Source organism: Euzebyales bacterium, assembly GCA_035461305.1.
GTDB lineage: Bacteria > Actinomycetota > Nitriliruptoria > Euzebyales > JAHELV01 > JAHELV01.
Window position 1 is genome coordinate 59,723 of the sequence record DATHVN010000090.1, and the last position, 17,262, is coordinate 76,984.

18 protein-coding genes are annotated in these 17,262 nt (G+C 73.4%); 16 read left to right on the top strand and 2 right to left on the bottom strand.

Annotation, left to right across the window (positions count from 1 at the left end):
* Nucleotides 1-65: 65 nt before the first annotated feature.
* The 5 genes from VK923_08695 to VK923_08715 all read left to right on the top strand — a co-directional run bounded on the left by VK923_08695 (nucleotide 66) and on the right by VK923_08715 (nucleotide 5,878).
* Entirely contained in the window at nucleotides 66-1,739 is a 1,674-nt protein-coding gene (locus tag VK923_08695) for a glycosyltransferase family 39 protein (GenBank protein HSJ44742.1), read from the top strand.
* 406 nt (nucleotides 1,740-2,145) lie between these two features.
* Nucleotides 2,146-2,652, top strand: coding sequence for a hypothetical protein (locus VK923_08700; protein ID HSJ44743.1), 507 nt, complete (start codon nucleotides 2,146-2,148; stop codon nucleotides 2,650-2,652).
* Between the two features lie 295 nt (nucleotides 2,653-2,947).
* The gene (locus VK923_08705; GenBank protein ID HSJ44744.1) at nucleotides 2,948-3,931 is read left to right on the top strand and encodes an ABC transporter substrate-binding protein; all 984 of its coding nucleotides are present in this window, start codon (nucleotides 2,948-2,950) and stop codon (nucleotides 3,929-3,931) included.
* 7 nt (nucleotides 3,932-3,938) lie between these two features.
* The gene (locus VK923_08710; GenBank protein ID HSJ44745.1) at nucleotides 3,939-5,048 is read left to right on the top strand and encodes an iron ABC transporter permease; all 1,110 of its coding nucleotides are present in this window, start codon (nucleotides 3,939-3,941) and stop codon (nucleotides 5,046-5,048) included.
* Nucleotides 5,045-5,878: an ABC transporter ATP-binding protein gene (locus tag VK923_08715; GenBank protein HSJ44746.1), complete on the top strand. Its 834-nt coding sequence runs from the start codon at nucleotides 5,045-5,047 to the stop codon at nucleotides 5,876-5,878. Before VK923_08710 ends, VK923_08715 begins: the two co-directional genes overlap by 4 nt.
* A gap of 5 nt (nucleotides 5,879-5,883) precedes the next feature.
* Here VK923_08715 and VK923_08720 read toward each other — a convergent pair whose 3' ends face one another.
* Nucleotides 5,884-6,846: an ABC transporter substrate-binding protein gene (locus VK923_08720; protein ID HSJ44747.1), complete on the bottom strand. Its 963-nt coding sequence runs from the start codon at nucleotides 6,844-6,846 to the stop codon at nucleotides 5,884-5,886.
* A gap of 32 nt (nucleotides 6,847-6,878) precedes the next feature.
* Here VK923_08720 and VK923_08725 point away from each other — a divergent pair, with 32 nt between their 5' ends.
* The 10 genes from VK923_08725 (at nucleotide 6,879) to VK923_08770 (ending at nucleotide 15,461) form a co-directional block, all read left to right on the top strand.
* Complete coding sequence (locus VK923_08725; GenBank protein HSJ44748.1) at nucleotides 6,879-8,309, top strand: cobyric acid synthase; 1,431 nt, start codon at nucleotides 6,879-6,881, stop codon at nucleotides 8,307-8,309.
* Entirely contained in the window at nucleotides 8,306-8,884 is a 579-nt protein-coding gene (cobO, locus tag VK923_08730) for a cob(I)yrinic acid a,c-diamide adenosyltransferase (protein ID HSJ44749.1), read from the top strand. Before VK923_08725 ends, cobO begins: the two co-directional genes overlap by 4 nt.
* A gap of 38 nt (nucleotides 8,885-8,922) precedes the next feature.
* Nucleotides 8,923-9,447 (top strand): bifunctional adenosylcobinamide kinase/adenosylcobinamide-phosphate guanylyltransferase, encoded by a 525-nt coding sequence (locus VK923_08735; GenBank protein HSJ44750.1) that lies wholly within the window; start codon nucleotides 8,923-8,925, stop codon nucleotides 9,445-9,447.
* A 130-nt stretch (nucleotides 9,448-9,577) separates the two neighbouring features.
* A complete protein-coding gene (locus VK923_08740; protein HSJ44751.1) occupies nucleotides 9,578-10,660 on the top strand; it encodes a hypothetical protein in 1,083 nt (360 codons plus the stop codon).
* Nucleotide 10,661: 1 nt separating this feature from the next.
* Entirely contained in the window at nucleotides 10,662-11,279 is a 618-nt protein-coding gene (locus tag VK923_08745) for a DUF4129 domain-containing protein (protein ID HSJ44752.1), read from the top strand.
* Complete coding sequence (locus VK923_08750; GenBank protein ID HSJ44753.1) at nucleotides 11,276-12,514, top strand: DUF4350 domain-containing protein; 1,239 nt, start codon at nucleotides 11,276-11,278, stop codon at nucleotides 12,512-12,514. Before VK923_08745 ends, VK923_08750 begins: the two co-directional genes overlap by 4 nt.
* Complete coding sequence (locus VK923_08755) at nucleotides 12,504-13,466, top strand: MoxR family ATPase (GenBank protein HSJ44754.1); 963 nt, start codon at nucleotides 12,504-12,506, stop codon at nucleotides 13,464-13,466. Before VK923_08750 ends, VK923_08755 begins: the two co-directional genes overlap by 11 nt.
* Nucleotides 13,467-13,472: 6 nt before the next feature.
* Nucleotides 13,473-14,807, top strand: coding sequence for a DUF58 domain-containing protein (locus tag VK923_08760; GenBank protein ID HSJ44755.1), 1,335 nt, complete (start codon nucleotides 13,473-13,475; stop codon nucleotides 14,805-14,807).
* Complete coding sequence (locus VK923_08765) at nucleotides 14,804-15,184, top strand: hypothetical protein (GenBank protein HSJ44756.1); 381 nt, start codon at nucleotides 14,804-14,806, stop codon at nucleotides 15,182-15,184. Before VK923_08760 ends, VK923_08765 begins: the two co-directional genes overlap by 4 nt.
* On the top strand, nucleotides 15,075-15,461 hold the full coding sequence (locus tag VK923_08770) for an HAD family hydrolase (protein HSJ44757.1): 387 nt from the start codon (nucleotides 15,075-15,077) through the stop codon (nucleotides 15,459-15,461). The genes VK923_08765 and VK923_08770 overlap by 110 nt, the downstream gene beginning before the upstream one ends.
* Here the strand turns inward: VK923_08770 and VK923_08775 are convergent.
* A complete protein-coding gene (locus tag VK923_08775; protein HSJ44758.1) occupies nucleotides 15,424-16,443 on the bottom strand; it encodes a stage II sporulation protein M in 1,020 nt (339 codons plus the stop codon). The two genes, VK923_08770 and VK923_08775, sit on opposite strands and share 38 nt — an antisense overlap.
* Nucleotides 16,444-16,500: 57 nt before the next feature.
* Between VK923_08775 and VK923_08780 the strand changes: the two genes are divergently transcribed.
* On the top strand, nucleotides 16,501-17,262 hold a 762-nt coding region (locus tag VK923_08780), incomplete at its 3' end, for an RDD family protein (protein HSJ44759.1).

Here is a 17,262-nt window from a genome sequence, read left to right on the forward strand (position 1 = left end):
TCCGTCCTCCTTCCGCCCCCGGGCTCCCGGGGACTGCACAGCTGCACAGCTAGACTGCACCATCCATGGCACTCGACCTCGGCGCGGCCGACACGACCGCGGACGACACCCCTGACGCCACCGGACCCAGGGCCGCTGCCGGTGCCGGATCGCGCCGCGCGTCAGTGGCCGGACTCCTCCTGGAGCCCGAGCGCCTGCGCTGGCTGCTGCCGCTCGTGGTGATCGCCTTCGCGGCGTGTCTGCGCTTCGCGTACCTGCCGCATCCGGAGCGCATCTACTTCGACGAGACCTACTACGCGACCAACGCGGCACAGCTGCTCGACTACGGCGTCGAGGCCGAGCCGCGTGTCGAGAGCGATCCTGCGCAGGGCGTGGACCCCGTGTTCGTCGTGCACCCGCCGGTCGGCAAGTGGCTGATCGCGGCCGGCGTCGCGGCGTTCGGCGACGACGCGTTGGGCTGGCGGTTCTCATCGGCCGTCGCCGGCACGCTGTTCGTGGCCGCCACGTACTTCATCGCGCTTCGGCTGTTCCGCCGGCGTGGCGTCGCCGCGCTGACCGCGTTCCTGCTCAGCATCGAGGGCCTGGCGCTGACGATGAGCCGCATCTCGATGCTCGATATCTTCCTGGCGCTGTTCGTCGCGCTGGGCGTCTGGGCGCTGCTGATCGACCGTGACCACAGATGGGCGCTGGTCGCCGGCACCGAGAGCCTGCCCGACGAGGGGACGGTCGCCCGACTTCACGCCGCCCGGACCGTCACCGGCGACCGCGATCCGCCCTTCGGGTCGGACGCCCACGCGTCCGACGGTGCCGCTGCACCGGACCGCAGCGCCGGCGTCCGCCTGCGGCGACTCCCGCGCATGCCGCGTACGTACGTGTGGCTCGCAGGCGTGGCGCTCGGCCTCGCGCTGGCAACCAAGGTGTCAGCGCTGCTGGCCATCGCAGCGGCCGGGCTGTACCTGCTGTGCAGCGAGCTGGCGTGGCGGCGTGCGCTGACCGGCACGTGGTGGCGCCAGCCCTGGAGGCTGGTCGGCCTGGGCGTCGGCGCACTGCTCGTCGTCCCGGCCGTCGCGTACGTCGTCTCGTACGCCTCGTGGTTCGCCAACTACGAGCGCACGCGGCCGGGCGCGGAGGCGTGCAGCGTCGAGCGCTGCGACGTGGGCCCCGTCGACATGGCGCGTGGCTGGATCGGCGAGCAGCAGGACATCCTCCGCTTCCACCGGGACCTCGAGGTCACCCATGACTACCGCGCGCCGGCGATCTGGTGGCCCCTGACGCGACGCCCGGTCGTCTATTACTACGAGTCCTGCCTGGACAGTCGCGAACCCGACCGCGCGTGCGACGTGCCACCAGGGACCCTCGAGGAGATCATCGGCCTGGGCAATCCGGCGATCTGGTGGACCGCGCTCGCCGTCTACCCGTTCCTGCTGTACGCCGCCGTCCGTCGACGTGACCGGGTGGCCGCGACAATCGCGGTGTTCCTGCTCGGCCAGTACCTCCCCTGGCTCGGGCCTGCGCGGCCACTGTTCTTCTTCTACGCCCTGCCGATTGTGCCGTTCGTCGTGCTCACGCTCGGGTGGGCGGCCGCCCTGCTGCTGGCCCGGCGCGGCGTGCGGTGGGTGCCGATCGGCGCGGCCTCACTCGCGCTCGTGGCGTTCATCTGGTGGGCGCCCGTCTACTACGGCATGCAGCTGAGCGAGTCCGCCTGGCGGATGCGCATGTGGTTCAACAGCTGGATCTGAGCGCGCGTTGTCGTCCCCGCGCGGCGCGACGACGCAACCCGGCGTGGGGGCGGACGACAGCTCAGAACCGGTCCGGAGTGGAGTCGCAGGCCCCAACGGCTACACCCGCGTGTGCGTGGTGCCGAGGGCAGGCCGCGGCGCCGAGGAGGAAGCGTTCGATGGCCGACGCGCCGATGCGCGGTGTGCTGATCGGTGCCAGCAACGACGCCCGCCTACCACATCGACGCGTGGAACCGGCTGCCTGACGTACGCATCACCGCCGTCTGCGACGTCGAGCCGATCCGCGCCGACGACCTCGCGCAGCGGCACGGCATCGCTGCGCGGTTCACGGACCGGCGCGGGATCGTCCACGTGCACGAGCCGGACCTCGTCGACTCGTCACACCGCCGGACGTCCACGCCGACCAGTGCCGCCACGCCGCAGCCCGCGGGCGCACATCATCTGCCAGCGCCCGCTCGCGCCGACCGCCGCCGAGGCCGCCGAACTGGTCGCCGACCTCGGCGATGCGCCCATCAGGCTGATGGTCAACGAGAACTGCCGCTGGCAGCCCTGGTACCGGGTGGCCCACGATCTGCTGGCCGCCGGCAGCATCGGCGACCCGACCACCCTGAGCGTACGCATGCGCACCGGTGAGCACTGGGGTGACGACGCGTACGCCGACATCGGCCGGTCGTCCGCGCCTGCTGCCGCACCAGGTCGGCGGCCACGTCGCCGAGGCGTTCAGCCTGCTGCAGGGTCAGATCGCCTGCTGTACGCCGGCACCCACACACAGCAGCCTCACGTCAGGGGCGAGGACGCGGACGTCGTGGTGTTCCGCTTCGAGGACGGCTCCACCGGATCCTCGACGCGAGCTGTGTCGAGGTCATCGAGGCCACCTACACGTCGGCGGCGGCCGGCCAGGCGGTCGTGCTGAGCTGAGACGACGGCGTGCGCCCACGCGCCACGCCACGCACGCCACGGTGTAGGATGCTCGGTGCCGCCGGATCTGCCCAGCGGTACCGTCGCGGTCAGCGAAGTCCGGTGTGAGTCCGGCGCTGTCCCGCAACTGTCAGGCCCCGCACGGCACGCACCACGCGTCCGGAACCGGGGACGAGCCAGGTCGCCTGCCTCGACGGTCACGGACCAGCTCTCGGATGAAGGGCAGTTCGTGTGGCGAACCCCATCGCCCTCGAGCGGCTGTTCATCCCTCCTGACACGGAGGGACATCGATGATCCGCACCGCCGACGCCTGTCGGTTCCTCTGCACGCTCCTGGTCCTCTTTACGGTCGCCGCCTGCGGTGGCGCACAGACGTCGGACGACGCTGCGCCCACGCCGGAGGCCACGGCCTCGAGCGCGCCATCCGAGGCGGCCACCGACCGGGCGCCGTTCCCCGTCACCGTCGAGGCCGCCAACGGCGAGGTCACCCTCGACGAACAGCCCACGTCGATCGTCTCGCTGTCGCCGACCGCGACCGAGATGCTGTTCGCAATCGACGCTGGCGACCAGGTCACGGCCGTCGACGAGTTCTCCACCCATCCGTCCGAAGCGCCGACCACCGACCTGTCCGGCTACGAGCCCAACGTCGAGGCGATCGCCGGCTACGAGCCCGACCTGGTCGTCATCGCCGACGACGGTGCCGACCTGTCGACCGCGCTCGGCGAGCTGGACATCCCGGTCATCGTGGCGCCCGCCGCGCAGACGCTGGATGATACGTACGCCCAGATCGAGCAGCTGGGCGCGGCGACGGGACATGAGGCCGAGGCCGCCGGCCTCGTGGAGCAGATGCACGACGACATCGACAAGATCACCGGCGACCTACCGGAGACCGACCGCCCACTGACCTACTACCACGAGCTCGACGACACCTACTACAGCGTGACCAGCGACACCTTCATTGGGCAGATCTACGAGCTGGCCGGGCTGACGAGCATCGCCGACGAGGTCGACGACGACGCGAGCGACGGCTACCCGCAGCTGTCCGAGGAGTTCATCATCGACGCCGACCCGGGGCTGATCTTCCTGGCCGACACCATCTGCTGCGGCCAGACGGCGGAGACCGTCGCCGAGCGCCCCGGATGGGACCAGATCGCCGCGGTGCGCGACGGCGCCGTGGTCGAGCTCGACGACGACGTCGCGTCGCGGTGGGGGCCACGGATCGTGGACCTCCTGCGGACCATCGGCGACGCGGTCGCCGCGCACGCGGGCAGCTGAGGCCGTCATGAGCCTTACGGAACCCCGCCCGACCACCACCGGCTCCGGTGGCGGTCCGGGTGCCGGCGCCCCGCCGCCACCCGGCAGGCCCGCCGGCCGTCTGCGCCGGGAGTGGCTGGTCGCCGGGGTCGTGGCCGTCGTCGCCACGGCCGCCGCGGGCATCGCCGTGGGCCCGGTGGACCTGCCGCTGTCCGCGGTCGCGCGGGCCCTGCTCGACCGGTTGCCCCTGGTCGACCTGCCGTCGGGGCTGTCCGACCGCGACCTGGCCATCCTGTGGCAGCTGCGCGTCCCGCGCGTCGCGCTGGGCCTGCTGGTCGGTGCCATGCTGGCGACCGCAGGTGCCGGGTACCAGGGCGTGTTCCGCAATCCCCTGGCCGATCCGTACCTCCTGGGCATCGCGGCCGGTGCCGGGGTCGGCGCCACCCTCGCCATCGTCTCCGGCGCGCCGTCGGGGACGTGGTGGATCGACCCGCTGCCCCTGGCGGCCTTCTGCGGTGCGCTCGCCGGGGTCGTCGCCACGTACGCGCTGTCGCGCTCGGTCGCCGGGGAGCGCAGCACCGTGTCGCTGATCCTGGCCGGCGTCGCCGTGGCGGCCTTCTTCACCGCCATCCAGACGTTCGTGCAGATGCGCAACATCGACTCGATCCGCAGCGTGTACGCCTGGCTGTTCGGCCGGCTGGCGACCACCGGCTGGAGCGAGGTCGTGCTGATCCTCCCCTACGTAGTGGTCTCGTCGGCGGTGCTGCTGACCCACAGGCGGCTGCTCGACGTCATCGGTGTCGGCGACCGCGAGGCCACGGCGCTGGGTGTGCCGGTTACGCGGGTCCGGGTCGTCGTGGTCGTGGCGGCGTCACTGGGCACGGCCGCCGCCGTCGCCGTGAGCGGCCTGATCGGCTTCGTCGGCATCATCGTCCCGCACACGGTCCGGCTGCTGGCGGGCTGGAGCTACCGCTGCGTGCTGCCGCTGTCGCTGCTGTTCGGCGGCGCCTTCATGGTACTGACCGACCTGATCGCACGACTCGCGCTCGCGCCCGCCGAACTGCCCATCGGGGTGGTGACCGCGTTCCTGGGCGCGCCGTTCTTCGTGCTGGTCCTCCGGCACAGAGGCGCGTCGTGAGCCGCGCCGCCACGGATCGCACGGGGTCCGTCACCCACCCGGTCGACGGGGCCGCGGACCTGGCCGTGACGGGCGTGCGGGTGTCCTACGGCGACCGCAGGGCGGTCGATGGCGTGACGCTGCGGGTGCCGACCGCCGGCTGGACCGCGCTGATCGGGCCGAACGGCGCGGGCAAGACGTCGCTGCTGCACGCCGTGTCCGGCGCGGTGCCCGCGACGGGCACGGTGGCCGTGGGCGGGGCGGACCTTGCCGGCGCCCACCCACGGCGTCGCGCACGCCACATCGCCCTGGTCCCCCAGCGTGCGGTGATCCCGGAGGCGATGACGGTCGTCGACTACGTGCTGCTCGGCCGCACCGCCCACATGTCGTACCTGGCCGTGGAGTCCGCCGCCGACCTGCAGGTGGTCTCCGACGTGCTCCGCCGGCTGGATCTCACCGCGTACTCCAGGCGTCCCGTGCAGGCGCTGAGCGGCGGGGAGCAGCAGCGCGTGGTCCTGGCCCGCGCGCTGGCCCAGCAGACCCCGGTGCTGCTGCTCGACGAGCCGACGTCCGCACTGGACATCGGGCACCGCCAGCACGTGCTCGACCTGGTCGACCGGCTGCGCCGCGAGTGTGAGCTGACGGTGCTGGCGGCGATGCACGACCTCACACTCGCCGCGCAGTACGCCGACCGGCTCGTCCTGCTCGACGGCGGACGGGTCGCCGCAGAGGGGGTCGCGACCGATGTGCTGACCCGCCAGCGGATCGCCGACCACTTCGACGCCGACGTGCACGTGCTGATCGCGCCCGACGGTGGCATCGCCCTGGTCCCGGCACGGACGCGCCGGTGAGTCCCTCAGCCGACCAGGTCACGCCACCGTCCGTGGCGCCACTCGGCGACCGCAGCGCGCGGGGGTGGTCCACCCACGCCGTGCAGCGCGCGGGCCAGCGCCTCGACGCCGTCGACCAGGCGCGGGCCCGGCCGGCTGACGTAGGCCGATCCGTCGACCGCGAGCAGCCGGGCCCCGCGGATCAGCGATCGCCAGGCCGGCCGCTCGGATACCTCGTCGGTCCGCGCGATCGTCTCGGCGAGGTCGCAGCCGCAGAACGCCGCGATCACGACGTCGGCGTCGACCTCGGCGAGCTCCTCGAACGTCGCACGCCGGGACGGCTCACCGGACCGCCCGAACAGGCTGACGCCGCCGGCCCGCTCGATCATGTCCGGCGCCCAGTGACCCGGCAGCCAGGGCGGGTCGGGCCACTCGAGCATCGCCACCATCGGGCGCGGCCGGTCGGCGACCGCCCACGTGACCGCATCGAGGCGGTGCTGCAGGGACTCGGCGAGCGCCGCGGCCGACTCCTCGGCGGCGACGGCGCGGCCCAGCTCGACGGCGGCCGGGAGCAGGTCGTCCAGCGTGTGCGGATCGGCCGCCACGACGCGCGCCTGCGCGCCCAGAGTGCACGCCGCCGCCTCGACCGCGTCGACAGGCACGGCGCACACGTCGCACAGCTGCTGCGCGACGACCACGTCGGGCGCGAGCGCCCGCAGGGCGTCGACGTCGAGCGCGTAGATCGTGTGCTCGTCGCGGATCCCTGCGCTCACCGCCGCGTCGATCGCGGCGGACGACAGCGTCGATCCCCCGGCTCGCTGTCGCTCGCCCTCACCCTGGCCGGATGTCAGCAGGTTCGTGGTCACAGCCGGCAGACGGCTGACCTGCGGGGGGTGGTCGCACTCGTGGGTCACGCCGACGACGCGATCGCCCACGCCCATCGCGAACAACCACTCGGTGGCGGACGGCAGCAGGGACACGATGCGCATCACGCAACCATAGGCCGTCGCAGGTGGTCAGCGTGACGGGCCAGGCGGTGATGGTGCAGGGCACCTCCAGCTCGGCGGGCAAGAGCCTGCTGACAACGGCTCTGTGCGCCCACGCGGCGCGAGCGGGGATCCGGGTGGCGCCCTTCAAGGCGCAGAACATGTCCAACAACCCCCGGGTCGTCGACGGTGGCGAGATCGGCACGGCGCAGGCGCTGCAGGCACTGGCGTGCGGCATCGCCCCGGACGTGCGCATGAACCCGGTGCTCGTCAAGCCGGAGGCCGACACGCGTAGCCAGGTCGTCCGCAGGGGACGCGTGGACCACGAGCTGAGCGGCCTGCGCTGGGAGGAGCGCACCGCCGCGTTGTGGGGCGACATCCGCGACAGCCTCCACGACCTGCTCGACAGCTACGACCTGGTCGTCCTCGAGGGCGCCGGCAGCCCCGCGGAGTTCAACCATTGGCCGTACGACCTGGCGAACATGCGCGTTGCGGAGGAGGCCGATGCTCCCGTGCTGGTCGTGTCCGACGTCGACCGCGGCGGGGCGCTCGCCCACTGCTACGGCACGTGGGCGGTGCCGCCCGCCGACCAGCGTGCACGCATCCGCGCGTTCGTGCTCAACCGCTTCCGGGGTGACCTCGCGCTGCTCCGTCCCGGGTTGGACGGGCTCCGCGCACGCACGGGCGTACCGGTCGCCGGGGTGCTGCCGTGGATGGACCACGGCCTGCCCGACGAGGACGCGGCCGGACGCTGGGGGACGCGGTGGTCCGACGGTCAGCTGGTCGAGCCGATCGCCGTGGTCGCCTACCCGACCATCTCGAACCTGGATGAGTTCTCCATGCTGGCGCGCGCCGTGCCGGTCGTGTGGGCACGCAGGACGGCGCAGCTGGCGGGGGCGCGCCTGATCGTGCTGCCCGGGGCCAAGCACATCGCCTCTAGCATCGACTGGCTCCGTGCATCCGGGCTGGCCGACGCGATCTCGACCGCTGTGCGGTCGGGCACCCCGGTCGTCGGGATCTGCGGCGGGATGCAGCTGCTCGGTGACCGCCTCGAGGATCCGTACGGCGTGGACGGCGTGCGCGACGGCCTGGGCCTGCTGCCGCTGCGCACCACGTTCGCCGCCGAGAAGCTGACTGCGTCATGGCACGGGACCTTCACCACGCTGCCCGGGCCGTGGCGCCCATGGTCCGGGCTACCGGTCAGCGGGTATGAGATCCGGCACGGCGTGACGACGGCGACGGGCGCGGTCGACACCATCCTGCGGGACGGCCGTGGCTTCGCTCGCGACGGCGTGCTCGGCGTCAGCGTCCATGGGCTGTTCGAGGACCCGCGACTGTTCGAGGCGCTGCTCGACGTTCCGGCGCCGCCTGGGCTCGACGACGTGTTCGCCGGGCTCGCCGAGGCGGTGACCACGCACCTGGACCCGACGATCATCGACATACTGCTGACCGAGGTGACGCCATGACACCGTCCGACCCAACCGTCCCGCCGACCGAGGCCCCGCAGCGGCCGGAACGCGCGTGGGCCCCGTCGCTCGTCCTGGTCAACACCGGCGACGGCAAGGGCAAGACCACTGCCGCGCTCGGCACCCTGCTGCGTGCCCGTGCGCGTGGGTGGAAGGTCTGCGTCGTGCAGTTCATGAAGTCCGGTGACTGGAAGGTCGGTGAGGAGCAGTCGGCACGCGAGCTGGGCATCGACTGGTGGACGATCGGTGACGGCTTCACGTGGGACGCCGAGGACCTCGACCACAGCCAGGCCGTGGCGCTGGAGGCCTGGCGGCAAACGCGTGAGATCATAGGCGGCGGGGAGTACCAGGTCGTGATGCTCGACGAGGTGACCTACCCGATCAACTACGGCTGGATCGATCTGGACGAGGTGGTCGCCACCCTGCGCGACCGTCCGGAGCACACCACCGTCATCCTGACCGGTCGCGACGCACCGCAGGCCCTGATTGACGTCGCCGACACGGTGACCGAGATGCGCAAAGTCAAGCACGCGTTCGACCGCGGCGTCCCCGCCCGACGCGGGATCGACTACTGAGCGCCGCGGGTGTCGACCGAGCGGCCGGCGCGCTGACCGTGCTGCTCGGCGGCGCGCGCAGCGGCAAGTCCGCGCTCGCGGTCCGCTGGGGCGACGCGCACGGCGGTCCGGTGACCTTCGTCGCGACCGGCCAGGCGGCCGACGACGAGATGGCTGCGCGGATCAGGCAGCACCGCGCGGTGCGACCGGCGTCCTGGACGACGGTCGAGGCGCCGACTGGCCTCGTCGCGGCGGTGGCGGACGCCCCGGACGAGGCGCTTGTGATCGTCGACTGCCTGACCCTGTGGGTCGCCAACGTCTTCGGCGAGCTCGACGACGAGGAGGTGCTGGCCCGGGCTGGCGCCCTGGGTGCGGCCGCGGCCGGCCGGCCTGCGCCGACCGTCATCGTCAGCAACGAGGTCGGCACGGGCATCGTGCCCGCAGACCCGGCGACACGCCGCTACCGCGATCTGCTCGGTGGCGTCAACGCCACCGTCGTCAGCCACGCCGTGGCGGCATGGCTGCTCGTCGCGGGCAGGGCGCTGCCGCTTCAGCCACTGCCGACGGGACCGACGGGTGGGTGACGCGCGATCGGCGGCCGCCGCCAGGCGGCCCCCGTCCGGGCGTCGGGGACGCCGCGCAGCGGGACCGCCGGAGCGTCGAGCGTCAGCAGGGCGACTAGGCTGCACATGCACGCGACCAAAGGCCGAGGACGTGAGCTGGGGACAGGACCCGAACGACGGTGACGACCCGTCGACGGGACGAGGCGCTGATCGGCCCCTGCCGCCACCACCCGACCAGTCGCTGCGTCGGGACCCGTCGCAGCGACGCAACCCCCAGCTCGGCCGTGACCCCCAGTGGGGACGCGACCCCGATCCCGACAGCCTGCGCCCGCTCAACCTCGGCGACGTGCTCGACGGCATGTTCCGCATCGCCCGGATCCACTGGAAGGCCTTCACGATCGGCCTGAGCGTCATCGTGGTGCCACTGTCGGTGCTGTCGGGCCTCGTGCTCGCGCAGATGTTCGGCACCGGGCCCGGCCTGCTCGGGACGCTGCAGAACCCGGAGCTGCTCGAGGCAGGCCAGCCGACGCCCAGCCCCCAGGAGCTCGTCCGCATCGCGATCACGGGGGCGCTGACGGGCCTGGCGTCGCTGCTACTGACACCGCTGGTCTACGGAGTGGCGGTGCGCATCGCCGCGACCGGCCACCGGGCAGGCGACGTCGATCCCATCGACAGCGTGAAGGCCGCCGCAAAGCGCTACCCCGCCCTGCTGGGCTCGACCTTCCTCGCCTCCCTCGTGGTCGGCGCGATCGCCGTCGTGCCGTTGGTCCTGGTCGGCCTCGGCACCGCCAGCGAGAACACGGCCCTGACGCTCATCGGCGGCATCGCGGTCCTCGCCGGCATCGTCTGCGCCGTGATCGCCGCCATCCGCCTGTCGCTGGTCGTGCCGGCGGTCATCGTGGAGCAGGCCGGCGCCGTGCGTGCGCTCCGGCGCTCCAACGAGCTGGTCAAGGGCCGGACCGGCATGGTCTTCGGTACCCTGCTCGTGGTCTACATCATCGTCGCGATCATAGGCTTCGTCCTCACCCTGCCGTTCCAGGCCGGCGTCCTGCAGGGCGGGCAGATGGGTGCCGTCATCACGACCATCGGGTCCATCGTCAGCAGCCTGGTGACCAACAGCCTGCTCGGCGCAGCCTTCGTGCTCGTCTACTTCGACCGCCGGGTCCGCGCGGAGGGCTACGACCTGTCGGAGCTCGCCGCCGAGCTCGGGGACGACGACAACCCTCCGTGGTGACGTGGCGCGGCTGACGCCGTCGGGCCTCGACGCCGCGGCGATCCGCGACGCCGCGGAACGCGTGCTGTCGGGTCCTGCCTACGGCTCCGCACGCCCCGGGGGGCTCGAGCGCACGGTGACCTCCGCGGTCGATGCGCTCGCCCGCCTGCACGACGCGCTCGTGGCGCCGGCCGGCAGCATCGTGGGCGTCGCGATGCTCGCCGCGGCGGTCGCGCTGGTCGCGCTGGTCGCGTGGCGGGTCGCACGCCGCGTCCGCCGCGATCGGGCCCGACGGGCGACGCCGGGCCGGATCGGCGGCCGCACGGCGCGCGACTGGGAGCGTGCCGCCGAGCGTCACGCGGCCGACGGTGCCCGGGGCGAGGCGCTGCGATGCCACTACCGCGCGCTGGTCGCCGACCTCGTTGCGGCGGGCATGATCGACGAGGTTGCGGGCCGTACGGCCCGCGGGTACCTGCGCGAGGTCGTCGCGGCCGCACCGGAAGCGGCCGAGGCGATGACGACCGTGACCGAGGCGTTCGAGACGACGTGGTACGGCCGCCGCGATGTGACGGCCTCCGACCTGACCGACATGCGGGCTGCCGTGACCACCGTGCGGCGGCACCTGCTGGTGCCGGCGTGACGGCGCCGTCGTCGTCCTTTGACGGGACCCGCGCGCACGGCGCACCCACACCGGGCGGGTCGGTCGACGACCGGGTGCTAGGCCGGTGGTTGTGGGGCCGCCTGCGGTCGTCGTGGCCGCTGCTGGTCGCCGCCGCCGCCATCGTCGTTGCGGCGGCGTTGACGGCCGTCAGGCCGGACGAGACCCTGCCGTTGAGTCCGGACTCCCGGGAGCCTGACGGGACGGCGGCGCTGGTCGACGTCCTGGCCGCGCTCGGCCGCCGGGCCCGGGTCGTCACGCCGCACGCGATCGGGGACGCCGACGTCGTCCTGGTGCTGCAGGACCACTTCGGCGACGGTGCGGCCGGCGACGATCTCCGCTATGCGCTGCGGGCGCGTGCACGCGCCGGTGCCCGCGTGGTCGTGGCCGATCCGGGCTCACCGCTGACGCCCGACGTCGTCGGCGGCATCGGCCTGCTGGACCGCACGCTGCGGCGCGGCTGCGCGGTCCAGGCGCTGCGCGACGTCGGCGACATCCGCCCGGGTGACGGCGCGCTGTACGAGGCCGACGGGGACGCGGTCGGATGCTTCACGACCGACGGTGGGTCCTGGCTGGTGGTCACGCCCGAGGGGCGCGGCCACGTCGTCGCGCTCGGGGGCCCCGGCGCACTGACGAACGCGGGGCTGCAGTCAGCAGACAACGCGATGCTGGCGATTCAGCTCCTGACGCCCGAGGGCGGGGGCGGCCCTGCGATCGTGCGCCCGTTGCCACCGACGCAGGCGGCCGGCGCTGACGCGCTGGAGCTGTGGGAGCTGGTGCCATCCGGGGTGCGGGTGATGGCCCTGCAGCTGTGCGTCGCGTTCGGCGTGTACGCCATGTGGCGGGCGCGGCGGCTGGGACGCGCGTTGGTCGACGACACCCCGGTGCGCCTGGCCAGCTCCGACCTCACGACGGCCGTCGGCGCGCTGCACGCGCGCAACGCGACCCGCGCCGATGCCGTGCGCCGCATCGCCGACGACACCCGCGCCCGCCTGGCGCGCAGGTTCGGTCTTGCCAGGACGGCCGACGTCGCCGAGGTGGCCGCGGCCGTCGCCGCGCGTACCCGTCGCGACCCCGCGACCGTCGCCGCGGTGCTGGCACCGCCGGACCCCGTCGGCGACGCGGACATGCTGGCCATGACCGGCGCCCTCGCCGAGCTGGAGCAGACCGTCCGAACGACCCTCTCACCGATCCCGGAGCCCGTCGATGTCCACTGACGCCGCCACCCAGCACGACCTGCTCACAGCGGTCCGCGGCGAGATCGCCAAGGTCATCGTCGGTCACGACGACATCGTCGACGGGCTGCTCGTCACGCTGATCGTCGGCGGGCACGCGCTCCTCGAGGGCGTGCCGGGCACCGCCAAGACGCTGCTGGCCACCACACTCGCAGCCGCGCTCGAGCTCGACGTCCGCCGCGTCCAGTTCACGCCCGACCTGATGCCGAGCGACCTGATCGGCCGTGTCGTCTACCGGCAGGAGACCGGCGACTTCGTGTTCCACGAGGGCCCGATCTTCGCCAACCTGCTGCTCGGCGATGAGATCAACCGCACGCCACCCAAGACGCAGTCGGCGCTGCTGGAGGCCATGCAGGAGCGCCAGGTCTCGGTCGAGGGTCGCGCGCGCCGGCTGCCCGACCCCTTCCTGGTCGTGGCGACCCAGAACCCGGTCGAGTACGAGGGCACGTACCCCCTCCCCGAGGCACAGGTCGACCGCTTTCTGGTCAAGCTGACGGTCGGCTACCCGGACGCCGGACAGGAGCACGCGATGCTGGAGCGCCACGACGCCGGCTTCGACCCGAGCGACGTCGCCGCTGCAGGCGTCCGGCCAGTCGCCGGTCCGGGCGCCATCGCGGCCGTCCGGGCCGCGGCGGGCGACGTCCGGGTCGACGAGCGGATCATCTCCTACCTCGTGGACCTGGCCCGCGCGACCCGCTCCTCGCCATCGGTGCAGCTGGGGATCAGCCCACGCGGGCTGGCGATGCTGCTGCACACCTCGAAGGCATGGTCGCTGCTGTCGGGACGTGACTTCGTGACCCCCGACGAGGTCCAGGTCATGGCACCACCCACCTGGCGGCACCGGCTGGTGCTGCGGCCGGAGGTCGAGCTCGAGGGCGCGACCGCGGACGCGGTGCTGCGCGGTCTGCTGCGCGCCACGCCGGTCCCGCGCTGACCGCCCGTGCTCCCCGTCGTCACGCCCCGCCTCGCGGCCCTCGCGGCGGCCGGCGCGCTGCTGGCGCTGGTCGCCGACGCCTCCTGGGTGCTCGGCTGGAACGTGCTGCTGGGAGCCGCAGCGATCGTCGACTGGCACCGGGCGCTCCGGCCGGAGCGGCTCGAGGTGCGACGCGGCACGCCCGCGGTGCTGACGCAGGGCGCGACCGGTCCGGTCACGTGGACCGTCGCCAACCCGGGTGACCGCTCCCTGCGCGTCGCCCTCGCCGACGAGCTGGTCGGCGGCCTCGGGGCGCCCACGCGGCGGGTGGCGCTGACGGTGCCACCGCGCGGGCGGGTGCGGCGCAGCGTCGAGCTCCGACCCACGCGTCGCGGCCGCTTCGTGCTCGACAGGATCACCGTGCGCGTCGCCGGCCCCTGGGGGCTTGCGGCACGTCAGCGGTGGCGGTCCGAGCCGGCCGTGATCACGGTGTATCCGATGTTCCGGTCACAGCCGCAGATCGAGCTGCGGCTGCGGCGCGCGCAACAACTGCAGCTCGGTGAGCGCTCGGTGCGCCAGCGCGGCGGCGGCCTGGACTTCGATGGGCTCCGCGAGTACACGGTCGACGACGAGGTCCGCCAGATCGACTGGGCGGCGACCGCACGGTCGCCGCACGCGGTCGTGCGGACCTACCGGGCCGAACGCAACCAGACGGTGCTGGTGCTCGTGGACTGCGGCCGCACGATGGCGGCGCTCGTCGGCGGTGCCATGGCCGGCGCAACAGGCGATCCCGGACCGATCCCCCGCCTGGAGCACGCCATCGAGGCCGCCCAGGGGGTGACGCGCCTGGCCACCGGTCTGGGTGACCGCGTCGGCATGATCGCGTTCGCCGACCGCGTCCTGACCACGCTCCCGCCGCGCAGCCAGGCCGACCAGCTGCGACGCGTGACGCTCGAGCTGGCGGGCATCGAGGCACGCCTGGTCGAGTCGGACCACCACGCGGCGTTCGTCGCGGCGCTCAGCCGCTTCCCCCGTCGCGCGCTGCTCCTCGTGCTCACCGAGCTCGCCAACGAGGCGGCCGTCCAGACGCTGCTTCCCGCGCTGGGGCTCGTGCGTCGGCGCCACCTCGTCGTCGTCGGGTCGGTCCGCGATCCGCTCGTGGAGTCCTGGCGGACCGGCGCCGCGGACACGGTGGAGCGGACCTACCGGCGGGCGGCGGCCATCCGCACCCTCGACCAGCGCGCGGCGACCGCCGCCAGGCTGCGTGCGGCGGGTGCCACCGTCGTCGACGCGGTTCCCGGCGGACTGGCCACCGGACTCGCTGACGCGTACCTGGACACCAAGGCGGCGGGACGGCTGTGAACCCGCGACCGGTGTCCGACGTCGACGCCGTGGTCTGCGACGCCGGCGAGGTCCTGATCGACGAGACCCGCGTGTGGCACGTCTGGGCGGAGCTGCTCGGCGTGACGCCGCTGACGTTCGCCGCCGCGCTGGGCGCGACGATCGTCGCAGGCGACGTGCACCACGCGGTGTTCGACCTGGTGGCGCCCGACGTCGACTGTCGCGCCCTCGAGGCCGAGCACGAGCGGCGCTACGGCGGCTTCGCCACGCACGACTTTGTACGACGACGTGCGCCCGACGCTCGAGGGTCTGCGCGAGGCGGGCCTGACGGTGGTGGTCGCCGGCAACCAGCCGGCCCGCCGACGCCGGCAGCTCGTCGATCTCGGCCTGCCCGCTGACGTCATCGCGACCAGCGACGACCTCGGCGTCGACAAGCCCGCGCCCGGCTACTTCGCGCGGGTGTGCGCGCTCGCCGGGGCACCGCCGGAACGCGTGCTCCACGTCGGCGACCGGGTCGACAACGACGTCGTCCCGGCGCGACACGCCGGCCTGCGCACCGCGTGGCTGCGGCGCGGTCCGTGGGGGCTGCTGCAACGCCCACCGGTCGATGGACCGCCGGACCTGATGCTCGTCGCCCTCAGCGAGCTGGCGGATCACCTCGGCGTGCGGGCCTGACCGCGCGGCGCTCAGGCCGACCGGCTGTCTCGAGGGCGGCGGCAGCGCGTGGACCGTACACGAGCAGGTAGCCGACGAACAGCGCCTCGACCACTACGCCGATGCCGACCCGCGCCCACGTGGGCAGCGGGGAACCCGTCACGAAGCCCTCCACCAGACCGGCCACGACGAATGCGGCGACCAGGCCGACCACGATGACGACCGAGCGACGCCCATCCGCCGTGAGCGCCAGCGACCGTGGGCGGTCGCCCGGGGCGATCAGCGTCCAGCCGAGCCGCAGCCCGGCGCCGCCTGCGATGAAGACCGCGGTCAGCTCCAGTAGGCCGTGCGGCAGGATCAGTCCCCAGAACCTCGGCATCTGTCCGGCCGCGGCGAACAGCCCCGCCGCCGCCCCACCGTTGGCACCGTTGCTGATCAGCACCAGCGCTGTCGGCACGCAGGCCAGCACGCCACCGGCGAACGCCAGGACGCTCACCCGGATGTTGTTGGTCGTGACGAACGAGGCGAACTGCGCAGCCGGCTGCGAGCTGTAGTAGGCCTCGAAGTCCTCGAGGTACGGCTCGCGCAGGCTCGCCGGCGCAGCGGTCTCCAGCGCGCGCGGCGACACCGCCAACCAGACCGCCAGGATGATCGCGGGGCCCATGAAGAGCGCGAACGCTGCGGCGATCGCGCGCCGGGCGTCCCACACCGCGCCAGGGAACTCGTGGGTGACGAACCGTACGGCGTCACGCCAGGTCCCCGTCGGCGCGCCGTAGATCAGGGCGCGCGCACGGTCGACGCGGCGGGTCAGGTCGGCGGTCAACGCCCGGTCGCCGTACCGGGTGCGGGCGATCGACAGGTGCGTCGAGGTCCGCTCGTAGCCGCGCACGAGCTCGTCGAGCTCGTCGGCCGACAGCCGCAGGCCGCGCTCCGCCACGGCGACCAGCTCGGCCAGCCGGTCCCATCCGCTGCGGTGCGTCGCGATGAAGCCGTCGATGTCCACTGGCCCTATCGTGGCATGGATCAACGGCTGGCCGGTCGGCGACGGGAGGACGTCACGGTGCGCACCGACCACGGGCTGGTGTCCCCCGAGGCCGTGCCGCTGGACCTGGCGGAGGCGACGGTCGGCTCGCGGGGTGCCGCAGTGCTGATCGACTGGGCGCTGCAGGGGATCGTCGTCATCGCGGTGACCCTCTCTGCGCAGTCCGCGCTGCGGTCGGCGCTGCTGCCCGGCTGGGTGGCGCCGACGGTGAGCCTGGTCCTGACCTTCGTCGTCTGGTTCGGCTACCCGATCGCCTTCGAGACCGCCTGGAGCGGCGGCGGCCGCACTCCCGGCAAGGCGGCCCTCGGGCTGCGCGTCGTCACGGTCGAGGGTGCCCCGGTCCGGTTCCGTCACGCCGCGATCCGCGCGGCGCTGGGCCTGGTCGATTTCGCGGCGACCTTCGGGCTCGCCGCCGTCGTGTCGAGCCTCGTGTCGCGGCGCCACCAGCGCCTGGGTGACCTGGTGGCCGGCACGGTGGTGTTGCGGGAGCGCACCGGCGCCGGACCGTCGACGTCGCGTGACTTCGCCGTGCCACCGGCGGTGGTCGCCATCGCCGACACCCTCGACGTCAGCGGGCTCACGGCACGCGACTACGGTGTCGTGCGGTCCTATCTGCTGCGCGCCGACGCGCTGCCCGATCAGCGCCGTGACGCCCTCGGGACCGAGCTGCTCACCGCCCTGGCGCCCCGGCTGGGCGACGTGCCGAACGGCTATCCATCGGAGGTGCTGCTGGAGGCCATCGCCGCGCGCTACCAGCAGCGCAGCCGCGGCGGCGGTGTC